This is a genomic window from Caballeronia sp. LZ043, from assembly GCF_031451075.1.
Lineage (GTDB): Bacteria > Pseudomonadota > Gammaproteobacteria > Burkholderiales > Burkholderiaceae > Caballeronia.
Map to the genome: position 1 here is coordinate 453644 of NZ_JARUXT010000001.1, position 24219 is coordinate 477862.

Consider the following 24219-nt stretch of genomic DNA (forward strand, 5'->3'; position numbering starts at 1 on the left):
ACGCCGCGACGGCAACTTGCCGCCGGTACTCTGGTGTGTAATTCGGTCTGCCTTTGCGGTTCGATGATCGCGCATTCCGTGTGTCCAAAGTAGTCCCCATCACTTGAAGTAACGGACATTACTTTGAACACCGGCTTCAGCTCTGTCCATGCGGCCGCAGAATGACGCTTACAGCCGCGCCGCGGATGGTGCTTCCAAAGCTTGGAAGTCCCGGGCGTGGCCGGCTGCCGACCGGTTTCACCGGCGGCACCTAGCCATGCACCACCGGCGCCAAATCTGGCGGGCAATCGAGGAAACGCCAGACCAACGGATGGTAAGTAGTAAAGTAGCTTCCCCCTGCTAACTCCAGCCGCCGCCGCTCCACCGCCCCCGGGCCGGGAGTCTTCCGGCCACTCCCTTGCATGTGATTCCACCGCCGCTCACATCCGCGGCACGATGTCGTCGTTGCCCGCAAACAGACCCCCGGTTTTATTGCTTCCACGGAATGACCGTTCGCAAGACCCGGTGCATGGCCCGGTTTGCCGCATGCAACTGGCGTCAGAATCTGCAGCCTCTAGTCTCCAATTTGATGTACTTGCACATTGCCGCCCGGATTCATGCTCGCTTGTGCCGCGGCTTAACGATGTCATCAACGTCCTTCAATGCACTCGGTAGGGACCGCGGCCAGAGATGCGACCTCCCTCAGATGCGAGGGTTCGTGTGAGAGACATCCTATTTGTCTAAAGAATGCCTCGATTCGAGCCGTTTACTCAGTCAGCAAGCAATTCGGCGGAGCAAAACTGCACGCGTGTTTCAATGTGCGAGTCTTGCGCAAGTTGAATTCTCCACAGTGCTTTGGGAGCGGTGAAAGTAAAGGAATATGGAACCGTACGAGAACATCGTCATAGGCAATTTCTTATACAGCCTTGGGCTTACCGTCGGGCAGGAAAGCCACGGGTCAGTCCGGCCAATGTGCGTAAACTTAATGCAGCAAACACCGCTAGACGAAAGTCTGGGTGACCTGATGGTCTCAAACACGGGCGTGACGAGACTGCTTGAGTTCAAGCGCAAGAAAAACGACTCAATCAAGGAAGAAACAAAGCGCGAAGTCCTATCCCGCGCACTTGGCGCAGGCCAGCACATGCTAGCCATATCTCGGGAGATTCATTGGTACATCGAGACGTCGGAAGAGGAAGGTGCCTTCGTTTCCAGGGCGGTGCCGTATATCGACTTCGTGGATGAGACTGTTCCCGCCACCACAATAGAACGCTTCACGTCATCGGTCGCCAAGGATGCTGTCTCGAAGGTGATTGACGAAGCGACGCGTGCCTCATACGAGGCCTATCTAGCGTTGGTGTCTGTCTCGCACGGTGGCCTCCAAGGTTCATCCGGCGGATTGCTCATAAATTTAAGTCGGGAACAGGGGCTCCGCTACGTGCTCGTCCCAGACATAAGGGACCTGCTCCTGGACCATAGTCTGGTCCGCGAGGCGTACTTCGGGAGAGTGCAACAGCAATCTATGGAGTTAGAACGCGGGCATGCAGTAAGAAGCCGCCAACTGTCTTTAAAAAAAAAGCATAGACCGAGGTTTTGATTATGAATGGTGAAGTCCACGGCATGAAGTACGCCTATGACGCGCTGGGAACGTTGCTTGAGGCAGCAATGCGTGACCAGAAGTCGACGGCCGATGCTGTAAGAGCGATGAAATCCTTGACCGCAGCCATTGAGCAGCAGAGCCGGTCTATGCCCGCAGCAATCGTCGCCGATGTCAAAAGTCAACTCGATACAACAATCGAGGCCGCAGCAAAGACGCTCACTTCTCGGGTCGAATCGGCGAACTTGGCAGCAGATAGGGCAATGAAGGCGCTTGACCGTGCCGCGACCTTTTCGGTACTACGCATCTGCGCGCCCGTGTTACTGGTAAGTCTGGCGGCGATGGCTACATGGTATGGAGTGACCGCATGGTCCGTTTCCCGTCTTGAGCAGCAGAAGACGGACCTCGAACAGCGGGTCGCATATCTTGATAGCAGGGGCGGGCGACTCGACGTTACGTCGTGCCGGCTCGGCGACGGGCGCTCGGTGCCCTGTATCCGTGTCGATGAGACCGTATCGTACAAAGGTGGATATCGGATTCCGATTCGAGTGAAATAGCCTTCAATCCTTTTGATAGGCTTTCCGACCCGACACAACGCGGCGATGGTCGATGTCGGTGCTCGCCATTTGGCGGCGCACCGACATCTTTGGCGAGTGGTCTCAAATCAAACAAGCGGCCCAGATGGATTCCCACACGCGCGAACCAGAAGCGGAATCACCTGCTATAACAGCTACGGCGGCGTCCGAAGTTGTTCGAGATTTCGTGCGGGACGCCATGAAACGATTGAATGCCGCCATCTTTGCCGTCTTGGCAAGCCGGTACCAACGGGTTCTGTTCGTCGGCTTTGCACGTCTGAATGCGCCATTCGTTGCTGTCGCATCGGTAGGCGCTTCAGCGGCCCTAGAGCACGTCTTTCCGTCCAGCCTTATCAGCGTGGTTCTGCTAGCGATTGCCGGTCTTGCCGTGCTGAGCATGTTTGTTCGGGTGCGTAGAGAAAAATCGCTCTTGATGACCTCCGTGTACGGACGAACGATACGCGTACATCTTCCTCGCACTCAATTCAGGCCCCGTGACGCCCAGTGGCTAGCTTCGCAACTGCGAGAAGTAGTTCGCTTGGCAATGCGGGCGCGGGCAACGACAATCGCATTCGACTCACCATTGTTGGTGTCGTCCCGTACTTCTGCATTCCTAGCATCGCGTCTGCGTCAAGCGAGTGTGGCTGAGAAGACGAACCTAACTTTCGAGGCGGGCCATGCTCGGGAAGTTGGCCTTCTTCGGCAAAGGGCTTTTGGGCGGTACGCGCAAAGCTACTCACAGCTTCGGTCGGTGCGTCTGGAGGTCGGCGCAAATGGGCGATACCTTGGTCGCCGCATGCTGGTGCGCTTCGAACAGTAGCGGGTTCTGCTGACTGCGGGCCGTCTGATGACCCACCGCAAATCAATCGTATTGCCCCGAAAGACGAGTAAGCCCGCTCCGACGCACGTGGCGCCGCCCCAGAATGATTTCGGGCGTTCAATTCCCAGTCACGTGTCATCCGCTCGAACCGGGTCGAACGGAAAGGGGGCTGGATATGTTAAGCCGTCGATTACCGTCTCATGGTCGTCATGATGGTGTCCCGTGTGGGCTACAAAGAGCAAGTGCGCCGCCGATGCGAACGTGGTGAGTTGTTCACCGGGATGCTATCCAGGTCCGCAGACCAGAAGTGTCGCTACGGATTCCCAACAGGATAGCGCCGTCGCGGTGCGAATCGCTGCGGCCGTAGAAGTCGGCTCAGGCGCTGGTTGCGTCCCATTTGTGAATGTACACTTGCAGTTGCAGCTAATTTTAAAATAACCCTTGAAAGAGTATCGGCATGCGTTGGATTACAGCATTGAACTTACACCAATGGGCCGATACTATCCAGGCGAGAACGGCCTTTCCTAAACTTGTCGCCGATTTGATTAGAGCGACTGTGACCAGCATCGCTGACTTCCGGTTTCCCAATGGCGACAAAGGACAGGTCAGAGGTTTCGACGGGGAATTGGACGCACTCGGCGTTGCGCCTTATATCCCGGATGAAAAATCGATTTGGGAATTTGGGGTCACCGATGCGTCGAGTTCCAAGGCGACCAGCGACTATGAAAAACGTACTCTGCAAGTCGATGAAGCGACGCGCAAGCTGACCACATTTGTCTTTGCCTCGCCACGCGTGTGGGACAACCCGAAGGAGAAACTAAGTCATTGGGTTTCTGCGAAGCGTGACCTCGGACAGTGGAAGGACGTAAGGTACATCGACGGGGCGATGCTTGAAGATTGGTTGTTCTTGTGCCCCGCAGTCGCGGCGCGTTGGGCCAAAAATGTGCTTAAGGTTATGCCGCCGACTGGAGTGCGCAGCACCGAGGAGTTTTGGCATGAATTTGCATCTCGGTTTGCTCCGACGCTCGCCGAGGACGTTTTGCTTGCCGGACGAGAAGAGCAAGCTGTGGAACTCTTGCGAGGACTTAGTGGAGGCGTAGAAAGACCCGCCTACAGTGCTGACAGTCCCGATGAAGTCTTGGCATTCGCGATAGCCGCAATCCGGAAAGCCGAACCAGCGACGCGCTTTTTCTTTGAGGCAAGAACCTTAGTAGTCGACACGGAGGATGCAGCCCGTTCGTTCAACGGTCGAACCGACCTTATCTTTCTCCCGCGAGGGCAAGCTCGGGGACTCGCGGGCTTTCTCGCTCGGAGCGCTCCAACCATTGTCAGCGCGGGTGCCGACGAAAAACGCACTAATCATGTACTTTTGAATCGCCCTTCGAGTTCGGCACTCGGGAGGGCGTTTGTAGCCATGGGCCTTACAGAAGAGGAAGGTTATGCGATTGCAAGGCGTTGTGGTCGAAGTCTCGCCATCCTTGCGCGTCAGAGACCTAGCGGCACCGCGGTGACACCTGAATGGGTGGGTAGCGCCGATGCGTTGCTGCCGGCACTGTTTGCTGGGGCTTGGGAAGCAACGCGAAACTCGGACCAATCTGTTGTGCGCACACTTGCGTTTGATAGGGAATATGAGGCAGTAGAGGCACCGCTACGCAAGCTTGCCAAACTCCAGGACCCGCCGGTGGACCGCCTTGGAGATATCTGGACGATGCGTTCATCTGTCGACGCGTTCGTAAATCTCGGCCATCTGATTGGTCCGGAGCATCTCAAGCAGTTTGCTTTGGCAGCGAAAACCGTTTTTTCGTTCATACCAGCGACGCCGAGTGCTGATGACTTATTCGAAGCTCCATCCGAGCGGCAGTTGGGCCATAGTTCATGGCTCCGCGAAGGCATGATGACCATGCTTTTGCACATGGCTGTCCTGCACGAACAAGCTGATTTTTCCATTCCAGGGTCGACGCCCCAGCGATTTGTGGACGATATCGTTAAGGGGATACCCGCGCTTTCAAGCGACCACCGTCTCATTGCCAGCCTCGAGCGCAATCTCGCGCTACTCGCGGAGGCTGCGCCTATCCCTTTTCTTGACGCCCTCGAGCGCCTGCTCGAGGGCGACGCGTCGGCGATTCGGCCGATATTCGACGAGCAGAAGGGCTTTATTACCCCGCGTACATATCACACCGGCCTCCTCTGGGCGCTGGAAACCTTGGCTTGGGACGCTGGCCTGTTGCCGCGTGTCGCACTTTGCTTAGCGCGCCTCGCTGAAATTGACCCGGGTGGAAGCATATCGAATCGCCCCCTTATCAGCTTGCGAGAAATATTCCTAACATGGAGGCCGCATACGGCTGCGCCTTGCAAGACGCGAGTCGCGGTTCTCACTCAGATTATCCAGAAGGTCCCGGCCATCGCCTGGCCGCTGCTTGCCAAACTTCTACCCCAATTTCACGACACATCGAATCAAACGGCGCGACCAAAGCTGCGAGAGTTTGAGGCGGACCCTGAGGAGAAGCTCACGTATCGGTTGGTTTGGGACGCTCAGAACGCAGTAGTCAGACTTGCTCTTGCGCATGTTGGGAACGATGTCGACCGTTGGAGCACGGTAATAAGAGCTTTTGGTAACTTTCAGCCCGAGGTTTTCGAGGAAACTTGTATTCATTTAAGCCGAATGTTTGCTGAAACGTCTGGTGAGGTGCGCAATGACATCTGGGATACGTTGCGAAAAGAAGCCAACCGCCATCACGCATTTCCCGATGCCGAATGGGCGTTGGGTGCCGCTCAGCTGTCACGAGTTGACGCACTCGTGGATGAGTACCGACCAAATGACCCATCGCTTGAAAATACTTGGCTGTTTGACGACTGGCTACCTGCGATTGCGAAATCGTTTGCGACAGAGTCGGACCCTTGGGCCGAAATCGAGTCAGCGCGCCTTGGCGCTCTCAGGGAAATTGTTGAGCAAGGCGGCATCGGCGCGATAGTTGCGCTTCTCAATCGAGTCAAGCTTCCCCATCAGGTCGTCGGCGCAATACAGGCGTTGCATTTGTCACAGGACTTGTCAATTGAACTTGTGCGCATGACACTGGCGTCTAGCGAACAGCTCGACTTCGTTGTAGCCGCGCTGGTCGTGGACGGACTTTCCCGATATGGGGAGGAGTTCCTAGCGGCATTACGGCGAATCGTTGACTATCCGAAGCTCGAACCCGCGCGCGTCGCAAACATACTCATGGGATTGCCAGAAAACGACGATACGTGGACTCTGGTCGAAACTTTTGGGGAGGATACGAATACATCGTACTGGACCCGCAAGCAGCCAATCGAGGTGAGGGGCGACAAAGACGTATTGCTTCAGGCACTCGATAACTACGAGGCGAACGGGCGGGCGATATCAGCTATGCACGCGGTTGCTCGGCGCTTGCCTGATGTGCCGACTGCGTCGCTAATTCGATTACTCGATTCAGGTGTGCGTGAAATCAACACGTCTGGCAAGACTGTGGACACGATGACTCAGTACGTCGTAGAGCTGGTATTCAAAGAGCTTGAAACAAGGGACGACGTTGAGCCAATAGATGTAGCCAGGCGCGAGTTTGCGTATCTCCCATGCCTTGACCAGAGAAAAAAGCCGCTAGTATTGCATCGGCTGCTGACAGAACAGCCCATGCTCTATATGGAGGCTATCTGCGTTGTATATAAGACATCCGACGAAGATTCCACGCAGCTCACGGAAAACGAGCAGCAAGTCGCTATTGCCTCATACGAGTTACTCAGTGGAATCGAAGTAATCCCAGGGCAGAACGGTGACGATGTCGACGAAACCGCGCTTTTGAAGTGGTGTGAAGAAGTGCGTCGCCTAGCGGCAACGGCGAAGCGAAGTGATGTTACCGACTCCCGTATCGGGCACCTTCTTGCACACGCACCAGCGAGCAAAATTGATTTTGCTTGGCCACATGAAGCGGTGCGGTCAGCTATTGAGCTGTTTGCATCAGATGAACTCGAAAACGGCCTGATGGTTGAGCGCTACAACATGCGTGGCGTATATACCAAAGCCGTAGGTGAAGGCGGAACCCAAGAGCGTGCTTTGGCGGCGCAGTCGCTCGAATGGGCGAAAGCAATGCCCGAGTTCCCTCGGGCAGCGGCGCTCATGAGACGCATCTCTGAAGGATGGACACGTGACGCCGAGCGTGAAGATTTGCAGGCGGCACAGCGGCTCTTACGAGATTGAGTGTGATTTGCTAGGCCTTGTTGCTCGGCTCTATGAATACCGAAGCTACATTGTTCTGCCGGACAATTCGAAAACTATCAAACGCCGCCCGAGCTTTGAAAACCTCGACTCGCGCGTGCGTCGGCTGAACTGCCTCGGCGACGGTCTGGACGCTCGCGTTACACCGAGCACCTAAAATGACTTCTCGTAGCTTTATATGCGGCTCGAAGTTCAAATAGTACTTCCCGTCCTCTGGCGCTCTCTGGTCAAGGCGTGCAAACAGACGCCACTCTCGTTCGTACGACCAGTCTTTGAATTTTGTCGTGAGGATGGCATGCATCTGGTCTTCAAGTAGTTTCTTTCCGTGACCAATGTTAGCGAGCAACCCTGTTATGCGGTCTTCCTTGTAAGTGACCTCGTACGCGTCCGCTGCGTCCAAATCGAACCCGATGCAAACTCCCTGATGTTTGTTGCCGTAGTGGGCCCACATGACGGGACTTTCCCAGGAGCGCGATGTGCAAAGCATCCCAATTGTTTGTCTCCAATGCGAATGCAGCATCTGGTACACGCGGCGGGCGGTCTTTTCTCCCACAGCCGCCCCCAGTAGTTCGAAAGGGTCATTCAGCTCGGCAATAGTTGAAAGCTTGAATCGTTCTTCGCGAAGAATTTTTTCGGCCCATTTAAGTTCGGTCAGGTAGTAAAGTCGCATGCTTTTTTTCAGGGTCTCAGTGTTTATTCGTTCGCCGCAATAGTTACGTCGAGAGGGATGTTTCTGAAGCGACTCACTGCGGACACAAGTCATTGCATGTGAAAACGGTTCGCAAGTTCCATCAGCTTTGACAGATTCGTTTCGCCTGACACGCTAGCGTGTTCAGACAACTTCGTTATCACATCACGCGTACCATACGGCCAGTTGTTCGCATTTTCTGATAAAACTGCGGAGAGGAGGTCACACAGCTCTCTCGGATGGGTCAATATCGCTTCATCGACTTCGGCGCTGTGGTAAAGCGCCATAGACTGCGGGCGAAGTCTGACCAGGCGGGGAATCACCAATGGCGCGAGTTCAGCAAGTTGTTTTGGAAGGGCGAGACATAGCTCCACAAGCCTCTCTGACATTTGGTCTGTGCGAACCGCTTTCTGCCGTGGCCATACCGAAGCAAGGAAGTGGAGAACGAGTTTCGCAAATGGAGACGTCTGGTCTTGCGCCCAATGCTTCAAGTGAATTAGAACCATTGTTCTCAACTCGTCGTTCGCGTGAATGAGAACTTCGCGCAACTCATTGTCAGTCACTTCCTGTAATTCCAAATTCTTACGATTTCGGCCCCAACCGGCAAGGACCATTGCTGCTAGTGCAGTGGCGTCGCTCCGTCGCGAATCCTGCCGGGCCGCTAGTCTAAGAAATTGAGGTTTGAGCAGCGGATATAGTTCGACCTGCGGAATCTTGCTTGTCCATAGATAGCCAGCCCAAAATGCGCAATGCTCGGCCGATTCTCCTTCGCTATATGGCAACAATCGGTCTTTCGTCCAAACTGGACTGATGTGGAAAAGCCAGTTCAATCTGGCGGCCAAGAGGACAATCACGTGTAGTTGATGCTCTGCAGGCAGTTTCAAAAGGCCTGAGATTCTGTCCAGCCAAATATCTCGAATGCCCAAGGAGGAGTCTGACTCCTTGTAGTCAGGGTGGCCGAACCAAGTTTGCACCAGCTGGCCAGCGACGCTATTCATAGCCCTGCCCACCCAATCATGGTCCTCGGCATAGTTAGTTTCCACGGAAGGGTTCAAAGTCAATGAACGAAGCATTGCTTCCCACACTAGCTCGAATGCCTGTGGGCAGTGCACCCATAGTCGTTCACTATTAGTTGAAAGCCACTCGGAGACAGAACGTTGTATCTCCAACAGCTCTAGTGGGCTTAGACGCGCAATGCGCCCCGCTACCACCGTCAGGAATTGGCTGGACACATTCACAGACGAGCTGCCGTCGAGGAACTCGACCCACGCCCAAGCGACGAATCGCCCGCGGCGGGACTCGTGAGTGAGCACGCTAAGCGCGCGAGCCGGCTGCTTCGCTGATAGCCCTCGAAACGGACGATACGTAACCGCCGAACGTATCCGAAACTGCCGCTTTGCTTCTGCAGCGGCGAGCACTTGGTCAATAGGCAGCGAATTGAGAGCGACACTTTCGTAGTCAACGACTACCGACGTACCTTCTCCTACAGACGGGTGACCCACGAAGTCCAAGGCTTCTTCCGTCCAGCTGGTCGCAATGGCACGTAGAGAGGCAATAACAGATGGAGTATCAAAACGAAACGCGACGCCGTGGTCTGCTAGCCAATGAATGCGGTTTAGCCGATAGTACGCCGCAAGTTCATTATGGTCAGAACGTTCTTCTGCATAGGGAAATGGCCCGTCGACTAACCGAGCCTCAAGCGTGCAAATTGCTCTCTCGGTTAGGTCATTCCATCGAGTCTTCAGGGCGATTAAGAGGTCGGTTTCACAGGAGCCCAGCCAGAACGTGTCATCAGTGACTGTCGACAGGATTGTTGCTGCTTCGTCCGGCGTAGTAAGGTCCGCGCACCCCGTAGCCCAAATGAGCAGCCTCTCGAACACAGCGTTGTCGCGCGGCCATTGTTGCAACTCGCTTCGCGACGCGACTCCATCTATCTTGGCGAGTTCCAGCAGCATTGTTGCAAATAGTCGCACATGGCCAGTCAATCCGTTGTAGTTTGTATCGAGGATGTGACCTTCTGCATTGGACACTGAATCAAGGTGCAATCGGTCATGACCGTTCACTTCCGCTTCTAGGTCAACTGCCTGCCGAATGGTCTCCCGCAACGCGGCGACGGCTCGTGCGAGCATGTTCGGCGGGAACTTAAAAGGCTCGTGTGGTCGGGGATATTCGACGCTTACTCTGACAAGTTCAGCAACCGCGCAGTTTTGATTGACATCGGGGGCCACACTGTTGAATGGCCGGGACGCAGCAAGGCGAGGGTTATATATTGACATTGCCAAGGCGACTGTCGCCTTAGACCAGCCGTCTATGCTGGCGGCCCGCTCCACGGTGTATCTATCGCTATCGGGATTGACTTCCGGCTGTCGCCAACATCGAAGCAAAATACTCCAGCCCTGCCGGAGTGCCGGTGAATAACGGTCTGAATTGTGGACTAGTGAGCGCTCAATGTCGCGCTGAATCGACGGATGCAACGACTGCTGGTCCGCGGCCCACCACAGGGCAGCCGGCTGATGTGCAATCCTGCAAAGCCACCAGCCTAGATGTCCGAGCCGGGACGGCAGCGTCGAACTCTGCAAGTGGCTTGAACGAACGGCGGAAACTGCTGACTCGGGGAGATTGTCTCTATCTTCGACTGTGGTCAAGAACGCATCCCACGCCTCACTCGGGACCTGACGTGCTTCCAATCGATTGTTCGTGTTCGGTGGTTCCGGTTGAGCATCGCTGTCGATGCCGTAGTTATCGAATGGGTCATTCTTGTCATACGTCTCGGAATGCCAGTACAAACCCGGAAGCGAGTACCGGGCGGTCCGGTCAAAGACGCGCAGCCATTCTGCAGGCAACGTCAACGGTGAGTTCGCAAGCACCTCGGCTCCCGTTTTAGTAGCCGCAAGATGCGCGACCATTCCACGTTCATGTTTCGATAGCTGCGCTGGTCCGGCTTGGCCGGATTCGATTACGCGTCGGTACCAGCCGTCCGTATCTTTGGCCCTTTCTGCCCACGCCGATAGGGTGTTCCACAAGCCCGAGTAGTTGTCTGAACTATCGAATGTAAGCGGCGTGACCCCTCGGTGAGCCCACTGTTGTTTTGCTCGAAGTTCATCGCCTGAATGGAAGGCGAAAAGCGGATGGGCGGGGCGCTTGAATCGATTGAGAGCCTCAAGAAGGTACTGGACTGGCGGGTCGTCTGCCGCATATCCGACAAACACGATTGCGAACCGCTGCAAGAGTGCGAGAATGTATCTGGTAGCCCACCCATCTGATAGATACGCATGACCGAATTCGGCGCTTGAGAGTACAAACTCGTCGCCATCAGCATGTTTATATTGCTCATCAACGCGACCGTGCAGATGGATGATTCCTTGGAAATCGTTCTCGCGCTGCGGGTCGGGGAGATGCGGCGGAGTGAAAGAAGGGATGCTTGGATTGCATTCTTCGAATAGGCGGTCAAAATTTGTGGTAACAAGTCGCGGAAGCGAGCTTCGAGTCCGCGACAGGTCTAGCAAAGCCCGGTGTGGGCCTAGCGTATGATTAGGCGCAGGTCTAAGCGCGGTCACCACGGCTTCTCGAATGTCGGCCAGTTCAAATTCTCGTTCAAGCAGCCCGAACACTCGGTCGTAGGCCAACAAACCTCGAACACCCGACGTTTTCTCTGCGGCTCGGGCGTTCCTCAAAAGAGTTCTAGCTTCGCTATCTCCCGCAGAACCTAAGACCTGTAGCACGTTATCGGTGAGGGTTGCGAAGTCGGGCAATCCCGCTTCGGCTCTTGAAACGCCGGCTCCGCAAAAGAACAAGACCTGTCCTGCATCGCGGGCGACCAAAAGGTTGTCCGGTATCGATGGGCCGTTGGCAACGAAGCGCATTGTGGTCCCCGGTGTCGCGTATCAATGGATGGGTCGAACCTTCCCGAAATTCACAGCGTTTGCTTGCGAACAAGTAGCAACGTGTCGGTTCGAACCAAGTCCCAAACCGCATTCCAAGTCGGCGCGCTCTTGCAGCTTGCAAAGGCGTTTCCTAGGGCAACTATTGTCTTGCCCGCCGCGACTCTCAAAAGTGGCGACGCGTACAGATTGATTTTGCCAGAATATGAAAGCCGGCCGGTTTGGAGGTCAGACATCAAACCACATAATTTGGAAATCAGGACGTCGAGCTCTTCCTCGATGTGAATTCTTTGCTCGCTCTCAAGCAATTTTGTTAGTGCGTTGAGCTTCCGTTCAACCTGAAATTCAGCACCCCCACGCAGATTGGAAATTAGGTAGCTAATGCAACGTCGCGTCGATGCCGTTGGTTGTTCGTGCCTTGCGAGCCAAACTGATGCTGAATCAAGAGCATATCCGGTAACTGCCTCGTCTTGACTGCTGTCAAGATTGGCGATGAAACAGTCGAGCGCTGCGTCCTCGAACTCCGGCCACCACCTCGCACCGGCAAACAGCAGTGGACAAAGGGCTGAATCGATTCGCATGCCGGCATCCCAAATGGACTTGAACCAATCGTGATACCCGTGCGATTCGATGGCTTCGCGCGTCACCACGTCGGAAACGACGTAGTGAGTGACAGCAGCGATTGCTAAAAGACGGCCCGCGACGCCGGTGCGAAGCATGTCGTCAGTGGTTTTGCTTTCAGCTTCGATTGACAAGCGCTCACCTTCGCGGTGCCACCAGTTTCGCATTTTCTCCAACAAGTGCAGAAGCTCAGATTCTAACCACTTGACATCGCGACTGAAGATTGTACTGTTGGCGAGTTCGATGAAGAGAGTGTTATCTGGCATCCCTATAATTCGCCTACGCTCGCCGCCAATGTCCTCGTCACGTTCCATGTCCGGCACGTCTGTCTCGGCAAGCCAGTGTTTGAATGTTGACGTCACCTTCGCACGTTTATTTGGTGCTACTGGCCACATCAGAGCTATCGACCTTACAAACCCCTCAGCTCGCGGGAGACTTCCTTCCGGAACGTCGCGCCACACCAATGTTCCGAAACGTTCCTCTTGACGCTCCGTCATTTGCTTCGCAGCGAAAATCCAATGCAACGCCTTGAGATGCTGGGTCGCCTCGCTCGACTGGTTTAGAGAGGGCAACTGCTCAAGTTCATCGAGTAACTGGTCTGAAACAGTTGACAATGCGTGTTTCGGAAACGCGACATCTGGTCGCGGCAGCATTCTGGCAATGTCAGGCCACGAATAGCGGTTACCGGGCGAAGACGTCTTGCTGGTTGAGAGCACTAACAATCGCTCATAGAATTTCGCAATTTCATTCGCAGGAAGAAGAGACAGGGTCCGCTCGAATAAGGTCCGGAGCGACCGATGCATTTGATAATCCGACTGGAACAGCTTTAGACCATAGAGATGAATCGCCAGGTCGCATAGAGATATCGCTGATTCCACCTCTAGCCGGAAAGCTAATCTCGAAGCAATGTCTAGCATCGCTGAAAGTGAAAAACGAGTCGACCTGTCCAATCTGGTGTCTTCTGTTACCGATTGGATTCCGTTGAGGCACTGGCCGAAAATTGTACTGGCGCGCTCGGGACCAAGCATGGACACGATTGCAAGGTCGAGCGTATTCGCGCTTGAGCCCATTCCGGCACCAGCGCTGGCTCGCATAAGCAAGCGAAGGCTCGCGTTGGCAGCCCCCTTCAGAGACAGAATGCGAAAGCAGTTTTCCAGCGTCCGGGCACCGTAGCCCATGTTTCCAATAGCTGGCGGCAGTGAGACCCGCTCAATTAGCCGAACGTAAGTGTTCGCCGCCACCGCAGCCTCATTGCGGAGATACGGAGGCCTCTTTTCTGGCGGGACGCGACGTACGTCGAAATTGATAACGCTGCTATCGAGCATGCTTCCAGCGAGGTTCAGTTCGTATCTCGCGTCATCCATGATGGCGTATGGATGTTCCATATTATCTCGCGCGTTTTCGTTGCGTTCGACCTTCAGTTCCTGAACCTCCTCCACTTCAGTGTTTGCCTGTGCCTCAGCAATCCGCAATTGCAATCCAGACTCAGGAGACCACAAATCGCTCGTACTCGGAGCACTCTGCGAATTTGTCCCCGACAGATTCTTAGGGTCTCTTCGATTCGATGACATGAGAGCTTCGACAAGCCACTCACCCCATTGCTCTCGGGAGAGCAAATATGCAGATTCGCCGTCAAATTGAATAGCGTCTCTGATGTCATGCAAGCCACTTTTGGCAATTTCAAAACCTCGGGCGACAATATTTAGTTCACCGAAAAGCGCGCCAAGACGGATGCGCCAGTACGGGTCAACGTCGCCTCGTGTTACTGGGACCAACTTTTCAAGCAAATCGAGAGCGTCAACAATATGTCGATGCTCCAAGTGGTAAAGCAATTGCTCGTGAAGCAGGTCGCAGTGCTGCTCGGCCGAAAGTTGCTCATGTCCTAGCGCGTTGACCCAGCGTAACCATTTTTCGAAAGAGTTTCCGTCATCGTCTTCTCGTGCGTCACGCAGCATGGCCAGTGCCAACGTTGCCCGCATACGTACAATTTCGCTATCCGACACCCTCAACCTGTCCACACTGTCGGGCAACACAAAATTGACATTCTCGGCGCTCCGGTCTGTATCAAGCTCTTCTGCCATCAGAGACCAGTAAAACGGCAGCAAGGGCTTCATGACCACATCCATAATCCAAACGATTTCGTTTAGAAACACGACCCGTAGCCATTGCGGCAATTTTTCCTTTAAATCGTCGAACTTCTTCATCGCTTGCCCAAGCGAAGCTTGCTCGAATAGTCGGTCACGGTTGCCAGCAGGGGCAACAAGCCATCCCGGATACTCGACTCGGTTTTTTTGCACGATGAGCAACCAACCGACCAGTTCTTCCACGGTAGCGCCTTGATGGTTGAATTCGTGAGCGGGCCGGTGAAACGGCCATTTTGCGCGACGCACTGGCGGGTCGTCTTGCCAGTATGTGACCAGTTCAAGAAGTGCTTTACCGTAGTCCGACGTGCCATTGCCCTGCTGACCGAGGGGTTCAATATTGATGGGGTGGATATGTCTTTGCTCGAGAATCAATCGTTGACCCTCTGGGACAGGTCCACGAGTCACGTAGTACAGCGACGGTGACTTTTCTCCGAGATGGTCCCGCACCCATCCGGTCCAAGCCAGGAAGTTAGAGTCGTCACCGGAAAATCCAATCAGAACAAAGACATTCTCTAGCATTGACTGCTGGACGGTGTTGACGAATGGAGCGAACTCTCGCGGATAATTTCGGTAGTCCTCCTCGGTAACAATCAATCGTGTGCCTGAACGAAGCGTTCCGTGCAACTTGACAATGCGAGGCCTGCCATTCCGGCGAGAATACGCAACATCGCTCGCGGCGGTAACCACCTGATAGCGTGATTTGATGCGCGGAAAGGGAAAGCGGCGACGGTCAGCATCGAGCGTTCGCTCAAGCAGCGTGTCATAGTTCGTCGTGAAGACATCGGTCCAGTTTAGCGAGAGCAATCTGGTGTGTAATTCCCCCGGATTGACGACGCCAGCGTCAGGCAGCAACTCGTGAAGTCTCGCATCAAGCTGAGCCCGCTTGTGAAGCGCTTGGTACTCTTCCGCCAACCGAAGCATTCCGCTCGTCCCGCTAAAGCGACTCTTTGCCTGCTCCCGTGCCTTGCCCTCGGGATAAATGTCAGCAAGCAGGCCGTCCATTAGCGGCCCCCACAAAGGGAGCTTCTTGCCTCCGTCGGCATTTCGGCTGAACCCGGACCCAATCATCACTGCTGCGCGGCCCTCTTTGAGCGCATTTCGGATGGTACGTAAATGCGTCCCCTCTTGCATTTGGTCAATGATGTCGGCCGATTTCTTTTGCATATTCTCGCCTTCACTTCTTTTTCATTGTGGTTTGCGTCCTGATGACAGACATCGAACGTTAGTTAACACCTACGCCTAATTGCGGGCCATTTTAGTTGAAAACGGGTTTCCGGAGATGTGCGGACCTCCTGCTCGTACCTTGGACTTGCCCCCGCATAACCGGACACCCGGTCACGCTTAGGTTGGAGAAACTGCTTGCCGACGAAACTCACGAGGCGAGCGGTATTTCAGGGCGCTGTGCGGGTGTGACTCGTTATAGTGGTCGAACGCGATGGCCAGGTTTTGCAACGCCGTCCTGGCGTCGGGTTTCGGCATCCACGAAACGTAATCACGCTTCATCGTTTTAACGAAGCTCTCGGCCATCCCGTTGCTTTGCGGGCTTCTGACGGGTGTCGTGACCGGCTTCAGTCCGATTTTCCGAGAGAACTTTAATGTGTCGTCGGCAATGTAGCAGGAACCATTGTCGCTTAACCACTCGACTTCGGTTTCGGTCTTCAACGCGCCGGCGAAGCGGTTCTCGACGGCTTGAAGCATGACGTCACGCACCATGTCGCCAGTGTAACCGCCTGTGCTTGCGGCCCAACTCATGGCTTCGCGGTCGCAACAGTCGAGTGCGAAGACGACACGCAATGGAGCACCGTCATCGCAGCGGAACTCGAAGCCATCCGAGCACCAGCGCACGTTGCTTCTGTCCACCGCGACCTTGCCATCGTGCCGACGCGTAGACGAGGCTTGACGAGGGCGACGTTCAAGCAACAGGCTGTGGCGACGCATCACGCGATACACCCGCTTTGCATTGACGCGTGGTTGAGCCTGCGCATCCCGGCTTCGCCTCAGCAGCGCCCAAGCACGTCGGTATCCATATGTCGGCACGTCGCCTAACAGCTCGTGAAGTTCGGCCACAAGCGCCATGTCGTCGAGGACGGGCATCTTGCGGCGGTCGACCCAATCAGCCGACCGCTTCAATTTGACTGCCAGATTCGAGCGCGACACACCCAGGACTTCACAGACCGTTTTCAACGGTCGTCCCCCGGCAGCAATGGTGAGCGCGCAGTCAATTTTTTTGCTCGACCATACTCCACTGCTTCACGGAGGATTTCCACCTCCATCGTCTTCTTTCCCAGCAATCGCTGCAACTCACGAATCTGCTTCATCGCTTCGGCTAGGTCCGATGCCGGCACAACCTGCTCGCCGGCAGTGACCGCCGATAGGCTCCCGTCTTGATAGAGCTTGCGCCAGCCGAAGACCTGGTTGGCATTTACTTGATGCCGGCGAGCGACGCCCGAAACCGTTGCACCGGGCTCGAAGGTCTCGCGAACTATCGCCAGTTTCTCTTCAACAGAACGCCGGCGGCGCTGCTCCGGCTGGGTCAGAACTTCTAGTGGTTCCACGTTGTGACTAGGCTTAAACATAGGCAGAAGACTACCTCAAAATTTAAGCGTTGCCGCATGTCCGGTGTTTGCGGGGGCCGGCCCATACCTCCACTCAACGGATTTGGCGCAAAGCTCGGACAATGGGACGGGCGCAGCTTCATAGGTATCGATGTGTTTGTTCGGCCGCTCCTTTACGTACTCGACAGGTATTTGACCGGCAAAGAACTCGCGGTCGGCATTGAAGGCGATGACGGCCCCTTGATACTGGTGCCCGTCCGTCACTTGGACGACCGCGTCGAGCGGGGGCTTCGCGTCGAGGGGAGAGAGAATGTCGAACGAAAAGCTGATTTGTTCCTCCGTCTGGTCAGTCCGAACGATTATCTCAGGCAGCAGCTCGAATGGGTCATTGAACGCCCCAGGCTGGTTAGGCGGATGGACCCCCCAACTATCCGCTTCAGCGTGGAAACGTTGACGTACTTGAAGAGCAGGTTGCTCTCCAACAATGCCTCGCTTCAGTGTGTGGTGACATGCTGCTCGTTGCGCAGTAGACGCCCTGCCGGGTCAGTCTACATGGCAGCACAACCTTGGTCGACCGGGGTCAATGATTGCGACTGGGAGGAGGCGGGGGCGTATCATTCCAGTTCATGAAGACACCGTACGTCCACGCGAGACCAACGTCGTGTGCAACGACCTTTCCAGGAAGGACCCCCTCCGATGCCGATGTTGGACCGGCCGGAAAGCATTGAGGTGGCCAAGTCCTCTACGTGCCATGGCTTCGATGTACGGGCACAAGTCGTAATGCGGTACGCGCCAATTTGTTGGACCAAGTGCTTTCAGATGATGTCGCTCTCGTCGCAGCAATCAAGGAAGAGGCATTTGGTTCTGGTGCGGGGACGGCTCAGTAGCAGCCGACCCGAGTGAACCTGAGGGGAGCTGGAGGCGCCTGCACACGCATGTGCTTCCGGCTTTGTAGGAACTTGGGCAAAAATCCAGCCATCGCCTCGCGCTGCCCTGCGAGAATGCGATTGATACGTCAGAAGTGACTTGACCCGTGACGCAGGTTAAGCCGCCACGGAACCTTCTGGGCGTCGTCACTGGTCTGGCGCAAAGCCGACAATTATCAAACCGTAGGCTGTGTGTTCGAACGGTAAGGTAGTCATTGTTTCCCAGTCGATGACGTTCGAAAGCTCAAAATAGGAGCCCTCAATGCGGACCGCAGAGTCGACCGCGCTCCACAGGTCGCCCAGTGATTGAACCTTTTGGTTCGTCTCGATTCGTTCTGAGCCAGCCGAGAAGAGTTTGCAGGACCAGACGTTCTCAAGAAGGGTCAGCCACGAGACGAATTCCTTGTTCCCGCGCTTCATCTCCTTGAGACGTGAGGCCAAAGCGGCCCACATTTCAACGCTCCCATCGACGTCAATCCTATTGCCGGGATTTGCGCGCTCGCTTGCGTAACGGACCATATCAGATAAGCGTCGATTGATAGTCCGAGGCTTGACGTCCGGTCTGTCTCTCCAGCGGCTAAGCACAGGCACCAGCCACTCGAGCAGTGAAATCGCCCAAGTTAGCCTTTCATGGTTCTGACGCATGAGTATCGAAACTCCCACCCAAATGTCCTTTCTTCCTGGTACGGGTGCCCAGTCGAATCTACTTCCCGACATGCCGAATTCAATCTCGTCGGACAGGCTTGCGATGCCGTCAAACTGTTCTAACGCCTGAGTCCAGCAGAGGAAGTCACCTGCTTCCTTGAAAAGCAACGGTGCGTCAAAGTCCGACGGCGTGGCTTCCACCTCACCCGCGGGCGGGTCCATCAAAAGAACCTCTAACGTGTTATCCGGCGGCGCAAAGTAAGTCATCACGCACGCTTGCTCAGCTGGAACTGCGTTGACAGTGGTCAGTGAGCCTGCATCAAGCCATTGCAATTTTTTAAGCTTGCCCGCTTGGTATAAGCCCGATTTCAGGACTTCATTGTTTTGGTCTCCGAGTGACCCCTTGGTTTCGATGCAGGCCCAATGGCTGACGCGACCATCAAACCGTACTAAAAAGTCGGGATTGAGTGCCTTGCTCGCGCTCGTGACCTTGAAATTGACGGCATGACTGGAGAGCACGCCGTAGTGCCAGAACGCGCCAACTTTTCCCCACCTGTTTTCTTGCCCCCAAAGACCTGTTGCGACGCGGGCGTACAAAGTGCCTAGCAAGTATGAAAGAGCGGATTTCGCGGACTTCTCCAGTTCAGGAGCAAACGGCTGGAGGACCGATATTCCCCCTGTCCCCGACTTAATCAAGGACAGCGCCAAGTCTAGCTGGCGCCACAGATGCTGGTACAGCGAAACCCGGTCCTCAACAGGCATGGCCGGCATCGGTGCCGCATTCGCTCCGTATCCGCTGTCGAGTGCAGCGGCGAGCAAAGCTATGTATCCATGTAGCGTGGCGGGGTCCGGCAGTTTGGACGTGACTGGTGTTGCTGTTCCTGGTGTCGTCACGGCGCAGAACTGTGCTCGGAACGGTCCAGCGGTGAGCCTGAAATCGAGCGGGACGCTCGTCGAGAAAGGTTCGATATATTCAACGACGTTCGGCATGTAGTGAGCGACTCGGACGGTCTTTCCGGTTGGTATTGTGCGGTCCCCTGTCGATGACAGCATTGCGCGTGCAGGGCGTTGCTTTGAAGGAACCTTTGGCGCTGTGCATTATGCAACGGGACGCTCCGTTGCCGGTGGTTCAGGATTGGATTTGGAGGACGAGAGCATAGAAGGGAAGCAATGACCGCGGGCGTCCCTCCGGAAGGAGTGTGCGCGGCGCCCGGCCTGTGGAACGCGTAGGTTGAGCCGGCAAGCTCTAGCGACTAAAAGAAGAAGTGTCGCAATGGCGTGAGTGCCGCGCCGAGTGCAGATGCACCCCCGTCCATCAACAGTTGGGCGAGTGCGCGGGGTATCTGGCCACCAATGACATCGGCATTGGGGTCTATCAACCCGGAGATACCGTAGCACCTGGTCGCTGACAGTATGCTCGGCCGTGGAAGCTTGCCGAAGGCGACTTCATGCTCGGCGATGCGTTTGGTCATCAAGGCGGAGCATGTGGAGCAGTGGTTGAATCCGGACCCGAAGGATATGGCATCGGCCTACGCGATTCTTGTTGACCGACGTCGCCCGTATTAAGAGCACCGCTCGCGATGTAGCTATCACCAGCTCAAATCACCGATGGGCGCGCTGACATTTATGACCCGTTGAAAATAAGACGGGGCGCAAAGTACCCCGTTGCAAGCAGTCAGAGGGTGCTATCCCTCGGCGTTCAAGCTTTTTCGTATCCTCAATCATCAACGTAGCTGCGACACCTCGCTCGCCAGCGGCATCAGACGGGTAGCCATCCGGAGGTCATCGAAGTTGGTGCACGAGTAGTCGTGCGCGGGAGTGGTCACCGGCGCCTCGGCGGGCGCGCCGCAGTTCACAACCGTTCCCGAAATCGGACGATTGATGTCTTTGACCGTAATCGACGCATTCGAAGCGTCGGCCAGCGTGGTAGTCGACGTCAGCTTCGACAGCATCGTCGCCTTCGGGTGGCCGCCGTCGTTCGTAATCAGCCTGCCGGGGCGCCCACCTGCCGCAGCAGCTTCGAGCTTGCCATCAACAACAGTGGTGCCAACCGGCGAGCGCCGAGGAAGATAGGCCGCAACGAGGCCGTGGACGTGTCAATCACCTATGGCAACGGACCGCTGACGATGGTTGCAGCCTACCTAAAGGTGAATAATCCGGCGACAGCGGTCCGGGGCGTGGCGAGCGCACCTGTGGCAGGCGCGGCCTACACGAACCCGCTGTCTTCGCCTATGCCAAAGAACTTCTAGTAGAACCCGCGGTGGGATGAACCTGCTCCCTAGGACGCGGTCGCCTTGGCGGCTGCATTGGACTCGCCGATTGCACGATGAACATCGGCTCAATGCCGTGAAATCAGAAATCGACGAGGGAGTCACTTATATCATCGCTCGTCCACAGACCGCCGCACGTGACCTGCGATTTCTTACGTGAGCTTGCCTGTCCGTAGTCTTCGACCACATTGCCCTCTTGCCGACAACTGAGTCAGGGCGCGATGCATACAACGTTGTCCGTGGGATGCTCAACCAAGGGCGCACTTGGGTGGAGGTGTCCGCCGCTTACCTCATTGCAAAGGTTGGACCGCCGAGCTATGAAGACGAGACGAAGATGGTTCGGTCATACATTGCGGCGGCTCCCGAGCGGGTCGTTTGGGGCAGTGATTGGCCGCATTCTACCGAAAGGGTGAACAAACCGGACGATGCACAACTCCTCGATTTGCTGGCTGCATCGGCTCCCGATACGGTGACTCAACATTGTATTCTTGTCGACAATCCGGCGACTCTTTATGGATTTGGAACCGCAGCGACCTGACCGAGAATTACATTGAACCGGGACTGGTACACGTCGACTCATGCTCGGAACTGGGAAAACGCACTGAACGCTTGGCGCAGTGAACGTCGCCTTTTTCGTACCTCGACGCAGACTAATGCAGCTTGCTGGTTTCGGCATCTTTGCGTAGTACGTTCATCGCGCGGTGACAGCGCCGCTGTAGAACTGACCCTGTCGCGTGTCAGTTTTCGTGGACGTCAACAGACAGAAGATTGCAACCGACTCTCCTGCCTAAGTTTCATCGACGCGCGCCTTGCCGCGGGAAAGTTCAGCTAACGTGTTTCTCCGAGCGTCAGCGGCGCGCATTCTGACTAAGGCCTTCAACGCCCGCTTGCAGGTTCTGCCGCCCGGGATAGATAAGGAGGCTGGGTAGGTCGCCGAGGATTGCATTGATGTTCTAAACACGCGGCTACTCATCGATATCTCGGAAAATGGCTGCCGACGGGCTATCTGACGACGCGGTTGTACTGATTGGAGCGTCTGATGTCTCGGTGCCACGATATTCGTCTCTCATGTGGTCGAGATGTGAATCAACTAGTTGTGCCAATTCAGCTTTTACCGTCTTTTCGCGCATCGGAGCGGATAGTCGCACCAGAGCGACAACATCCTCAGATAAGTCATCGAAGAAACTGTCAGGGTCGTTGTCTCGCTGCCAGTCCTCTCTAGTGCGGACTACATGCTCTTCCAGCCGGTCGAGGACCTTTTCTTGAATATCGAGCAGCAACTGTTCCCTCTCTGAAGTTGTGAGCACGTCGAGAAAGCGGTCAGTGCGTACGACACTTCCGTCCGCACGGTCGAGTACCGCTTCAATCATTTGGTCTGCAAACTCTTGACGCTTGTGGTCGGGAAGCAAGCCAAATTCGTGAAGCCTGGCAAAGAAGTCGCTGTCTAAATCATCGGCTACCCGCTCATAGAACACAATCTTTTGCTCGATGAGGTCAGGCCGTTGTACGAGCATTTTTTTTGTGAACATTGAATCGGCCCGCGTGATGAGAAAGCTCTCAAGGTTGTACTTGGATGCGTCCGCGAAGCGCTTTACCAGCAAATCGTAAAACGACACGGGAACAACGACGAGCGAGCCTGCCAAAGCAACATTGGCGCATACGACTTCATTCATCAAACGCTCAACCTTGGCACCACGCAGATAAAGCTCCACGAGTTCGGGGTTTTCGGCAATGTATCGGCCCATGGCCTCAGCGATGGTTGGGTGTTTGAATCTCCAGTAGGGTCCAGTCTGACCTTGTGCATGGACGAGTAGCGTTTCGTTCAAGTCCTTTGCCGCCGACCTCACGGATGCCAAGCCAACCCCAAAGGCACTTTCGACCAGTGCTGTCTCGGGCGATGCCTCGATTGGCGATGGCACACGCCCGGCATTCACAAAAAGCAGCGCTAACGCAGCAAGATTCTCGGGCGTCAGCGTTCGAATCGTTTCTAGAAGAAACTCTGATGGGTTACCGAAAAATTGAATCAGTCCGGTTTGGCTTCTGCTCAGGCTGCTTGTAAAGATTGCATTTCCAAGTCTCCGGGCAGATTCCGGAAGGAAGTGATGACTTTCGACGACGGCGGGTAAGAAGGGCTTTATCTCCCGTCTGAATTGGGTGCTCTGGTCGCCTTCCTTGATATGGTTGTAGAGAATTTGCGCTTTTTCATCGGCTTTAAGCTTTTCAACCTGAATTGTGACGCTACTTTTGGTAAGTAGAGGCAGCGCGGACGTCTTCAGACCGTTCTTCGCGGCTTCCCATATGTACGTCCGCGAAGTGAACAGGAACTTGCTACCTTGCTTAATAGCACTTGCGATGTGAGGTAACACCCGGTTCCAGGCTTCGGTGTCGGACTTCTGGTATTGCGTCGCACCCCATGCGTCGTCGACCCAGAAGAACTGCTTCTCGTGCGGATTGATGCGGTCGCGAAGCTCGTTCGGCGAAGTCGGTTTTAGAGTCAAGCATCCCCAGATATCCGCAGCGCCAACCGCAAGACTTGCTCCGATTGTCGATTTCCCGGCAGCGGGAACCCCAAGGAGAAGCACAAATCCATGCTCGTTCAATGCGGCAACGCTTTTGCGATGGGCATCTGTCACGACGAGCTTTCTAATGTCATCACCCATCGAGCTCAAAATCATCTTCGCCTGCTCGTAAGCACGCTCGTCGAGGATGTTGCTCAAGTCGCCAATGCCGTACAGACGAGGAACAAGCATTCGCAACCGGGGAGACTCGTCTATTTGGCTGGTTATCCAGTCTCCTCCGAGCACGCGGCAGCGGGTCGCGCCGGCGGCAACGAATGCGGCCTCAATAGTCGCTGCGGAAACGCCCGAAACAGGGTGGTTGGTCAGAAGAAGGTAGTCCTCGGCAAGCCCCTGCTTCGCAAGCTCAGGAATTTTTGCAAGTTCATCGCTCACGTGTGAGAGAACCAGATTGCTATTGGCGATGGATGTGAACTTGCACTGAATCGTTGAGAATCCAGCACCCTCGCCGTCGTCCCATGTTCCGATAAAAGCGCCATCTCTTCCGCCGTCATGCGATGGTAGAAATCGTTGTACCGGGCGTTTAAGGCATTCCTGCGCCACCGACAGACACAGGTCTTGGAAAGCCTTCCACCCTAGGGAGTAAAGGCGATAGTCGCTGGCCAAACCGAACCTCGTATTTTGAAAAAGTCGCTAGGTGGTTACCGGATGGGCTTTACATGCCGCACACCGCGCGCATCGTTCATTGTTGGAGCAGCCCGAAGCCATGCGCGG

Annotated in this window: 12 protein-coding genes; 5 read left to right on the forward strand and 7 right to left on the reverse strand. The window is 55.3% G+C overall.

From position 1 onward, the window contains the following. Positions 1-859 precede the first annotated feature (859 nt). The 4 genes from QCE64_RS02155 (at position 860) to QCE64_RS02170 (ending at position 7181) form a co-directional block, all read left to right on the forward strand. Positions 860-1573 (forward strand): hypothetical protein, encoded by a 714-nt coding sequence (locus tag QCE64_RS02155; protein WP_310002534.1) that lies wholly within the window; start codon positions 860-862, stop codon positions 1571-1573. Positions 1574-1596: 23 nt separating this feature from the next. Continuing rightward, a complete protein-coding gene (locus tag QCE64_RS02160) occupies positions 1597-2130 on the forward strand; it encodes a hypothetical protein (protein ID WP_310002535.1) in 534 nt (177 codons plus the stop codon). A gap of 52 nt (positions 2131-2182) precedes the next feature. Further along, on the forward strand, positions 2183-2968 hold the full coding sequence (locus QCE64_RS02165; RefSeq protein WP_310002536.1) for a hypothetical protein: 786 nt from the start codon (positions 2183-2185) through the stop codon (positions 2966-2968). A gap of 457 nt (positions 2969-3425) precedes the next feature. After that, entirely contained in the window at positions 3426-7181 is a 3756-nt protein-coding gene (locus QCE64_RS02170) for a hypothetical protein (protein ID WP_310002537.1), read from the forward strand. A gap of 10 nt (positions 7182-7191) precedes the next feature. Here the strand turns inward: QCE64_RS02170 and QCE64_RS02175 are convergent, their stop codons facing one another. The 6 genes from QCE64_RS02175 to QCE64_RS02200 all read right to left on the reverse strand — a co-directional run bounded on the left by QCE64_RS02175 (position 7192) and on the right by QCE64_RS02200 (position 20611). Next, positions 7192-7869 carry a DUF2971 domain-containing protein gene (locus QCE64_RS02175; protein WP_310002538.1) on the reverse strand — a complete coding sequence of 226 codons (678 nt, stop codon included), beginning with the start codon at positions 7867-7869 and terminating at the stop codon, positions 7192-7194. A gap of 89 nt (positions 7870-7958) precedes the next feature. Then, the gene (locus QCE64_RS02180; protein ID WP_310002540.1) at positions 7959-11750 is read right to left on the reverse strand and encodes an SIR2 family protein; all 3792 of its coding nucleotides are present in this window, start codon (positions 11748-11750) and stop codon (positions 7959-7961) included. Positions 11751-11800: 50 nt separating this feature from the next. Further along, entirely contained in the window at positions 11801-15697 is a 3897-nt protein-coding gene (locus QCE64_RS02185; protein ID WP_310002541.1) for an SIR2 family protein, read from the reverse strand. 177 nt (positions 15698-15874) lie between these two features. After that, positions 15875-17109, reverse strand: a protein-coding gene (locus QCE64_RS02190) for an IS3 family transposase (protein WP_310002543.1) whose coding sequence is annotated in 2 segments (ribosomal slippage) — positions 15875-16755 and positions 16755-17109 — 1236 coding nt in all. Because the reading frame shifts where the segments join, the coding sequence is not laid out codon by codon here. Positions 17110-18161: 1052 nt separating this feature from the next. Continuing rightward, a complete protein-coding gene (locus QCE64_RS02195) occupies positions 18162-19649 on the reverse strand; it encodes a hypothetical protein (RefSeq protein WP_310002544.1) in 1488 nt (495 codons plus the stop codon). A gap of 734 nt (positions 19650-20383) precedes the next feature. Next, positions 20384-20611, reverse strand: coding sequence for a hypothetical protein (locus QCE64_RS02200; protein WP_310002545.1), 228 nt, complete (start codon positions 20609-20611; stop codon positions 20384-20386). A 484-nt stretch (positions 20612-21095) separates the two neighbouring features. Between QCE64_RS02200 and QCE64_RS02205 the strand changes: the two genes are divergently transcribed. Next, entirely contained in the window at positions 21096-21467 is a 372-nt protein-coding gene (locus QCE64_RS02205; RefSeq protein ID WP_310004117.1) for an amidohydrolase family protein, read from the forward strand. 427 nt (positions 21468-21894) lie between these two features. Here the strand turns inward: QCE64_RS02205 and QCE64_RS02210 are convergent, their stop codons facing one another. Next, entirely contained in the window at positions 21895-24111 is a 2217-nt protein-coding gene (locus QCE64_RS02210) for a hypothetical protein (RefSeq protein ID WP_310002546.1), read from the reverse strand. Positions 24112-24219 lie beyond the last annotated feature (108 nt).

Excerpts from the sequence above, each read along its gene's own strand:
- QCE64_RS02155 (WP_310002534.1), top strand. The coding sequence starts at position 860 with ATGGAACCGTACGAGAACATCGTCATAGGCAATTTCTTATACAGCCTT.
- QCE64_RS02160 (WP_310002535.1), top strand. The coding sequence starts at position 1,597 with ATGAAGTACGCCTATGACGCGCTGGGAACGTTGCTTGAGGCAGCAATG.
- QCE64_RS02165 (WP_310002536.1), top strand. The coding sequence starts at position 2,183 with ATGTCGGTGCTCGCCATTTGGCGGCGCACCGACATCTTTGGCGAGTGG.
- QCE64_RS02170 (WP_310002537.1), top strand. The coding sequence starts at position 3,426 with ATGCGTTGGATTACAGCATTGAACTTACACCAATGGGCCGATACTATC.
- QCE64_RS02175 (WP_310002538.1), bottom strand. The coding sequence starts at position 7,869 with ATGCGACTTTACTACCTGACCGAACTTAAATGGGCCGAAAAAATTCTT.
- QCE64_RS02180 (WP_310002540.1), bottom strand. The coding sequence starts at position 11,750 with ATGCGCTTCGTTGCCAACGGCCCATCGATACCGGACAACCTTTTGGTC.
- QCE64_RS02185 (WP_310002541.1), bottom strand. The coding sequence starts at position 15,697 with ATGCAAAAGAAATCGGCCGACATCATTGACCAAATGCAAGAGGGGACG.
- QCE64_RS02195 (WP_310002544.1), bottom strand. The coding sequence starts at position 19,649 with ATGCCGAACGTCGTTGAATATATCGAACCTTTCTCGACGAGCGTCCCG.
- QCE64_RS02200 (WP_310002545.1), bottom strand. The coding sequence starts at position 20,611 with ATGCTGTCGAAGCTGACGTCGACTACCACGCTGGCCGACGCTTCGAAT.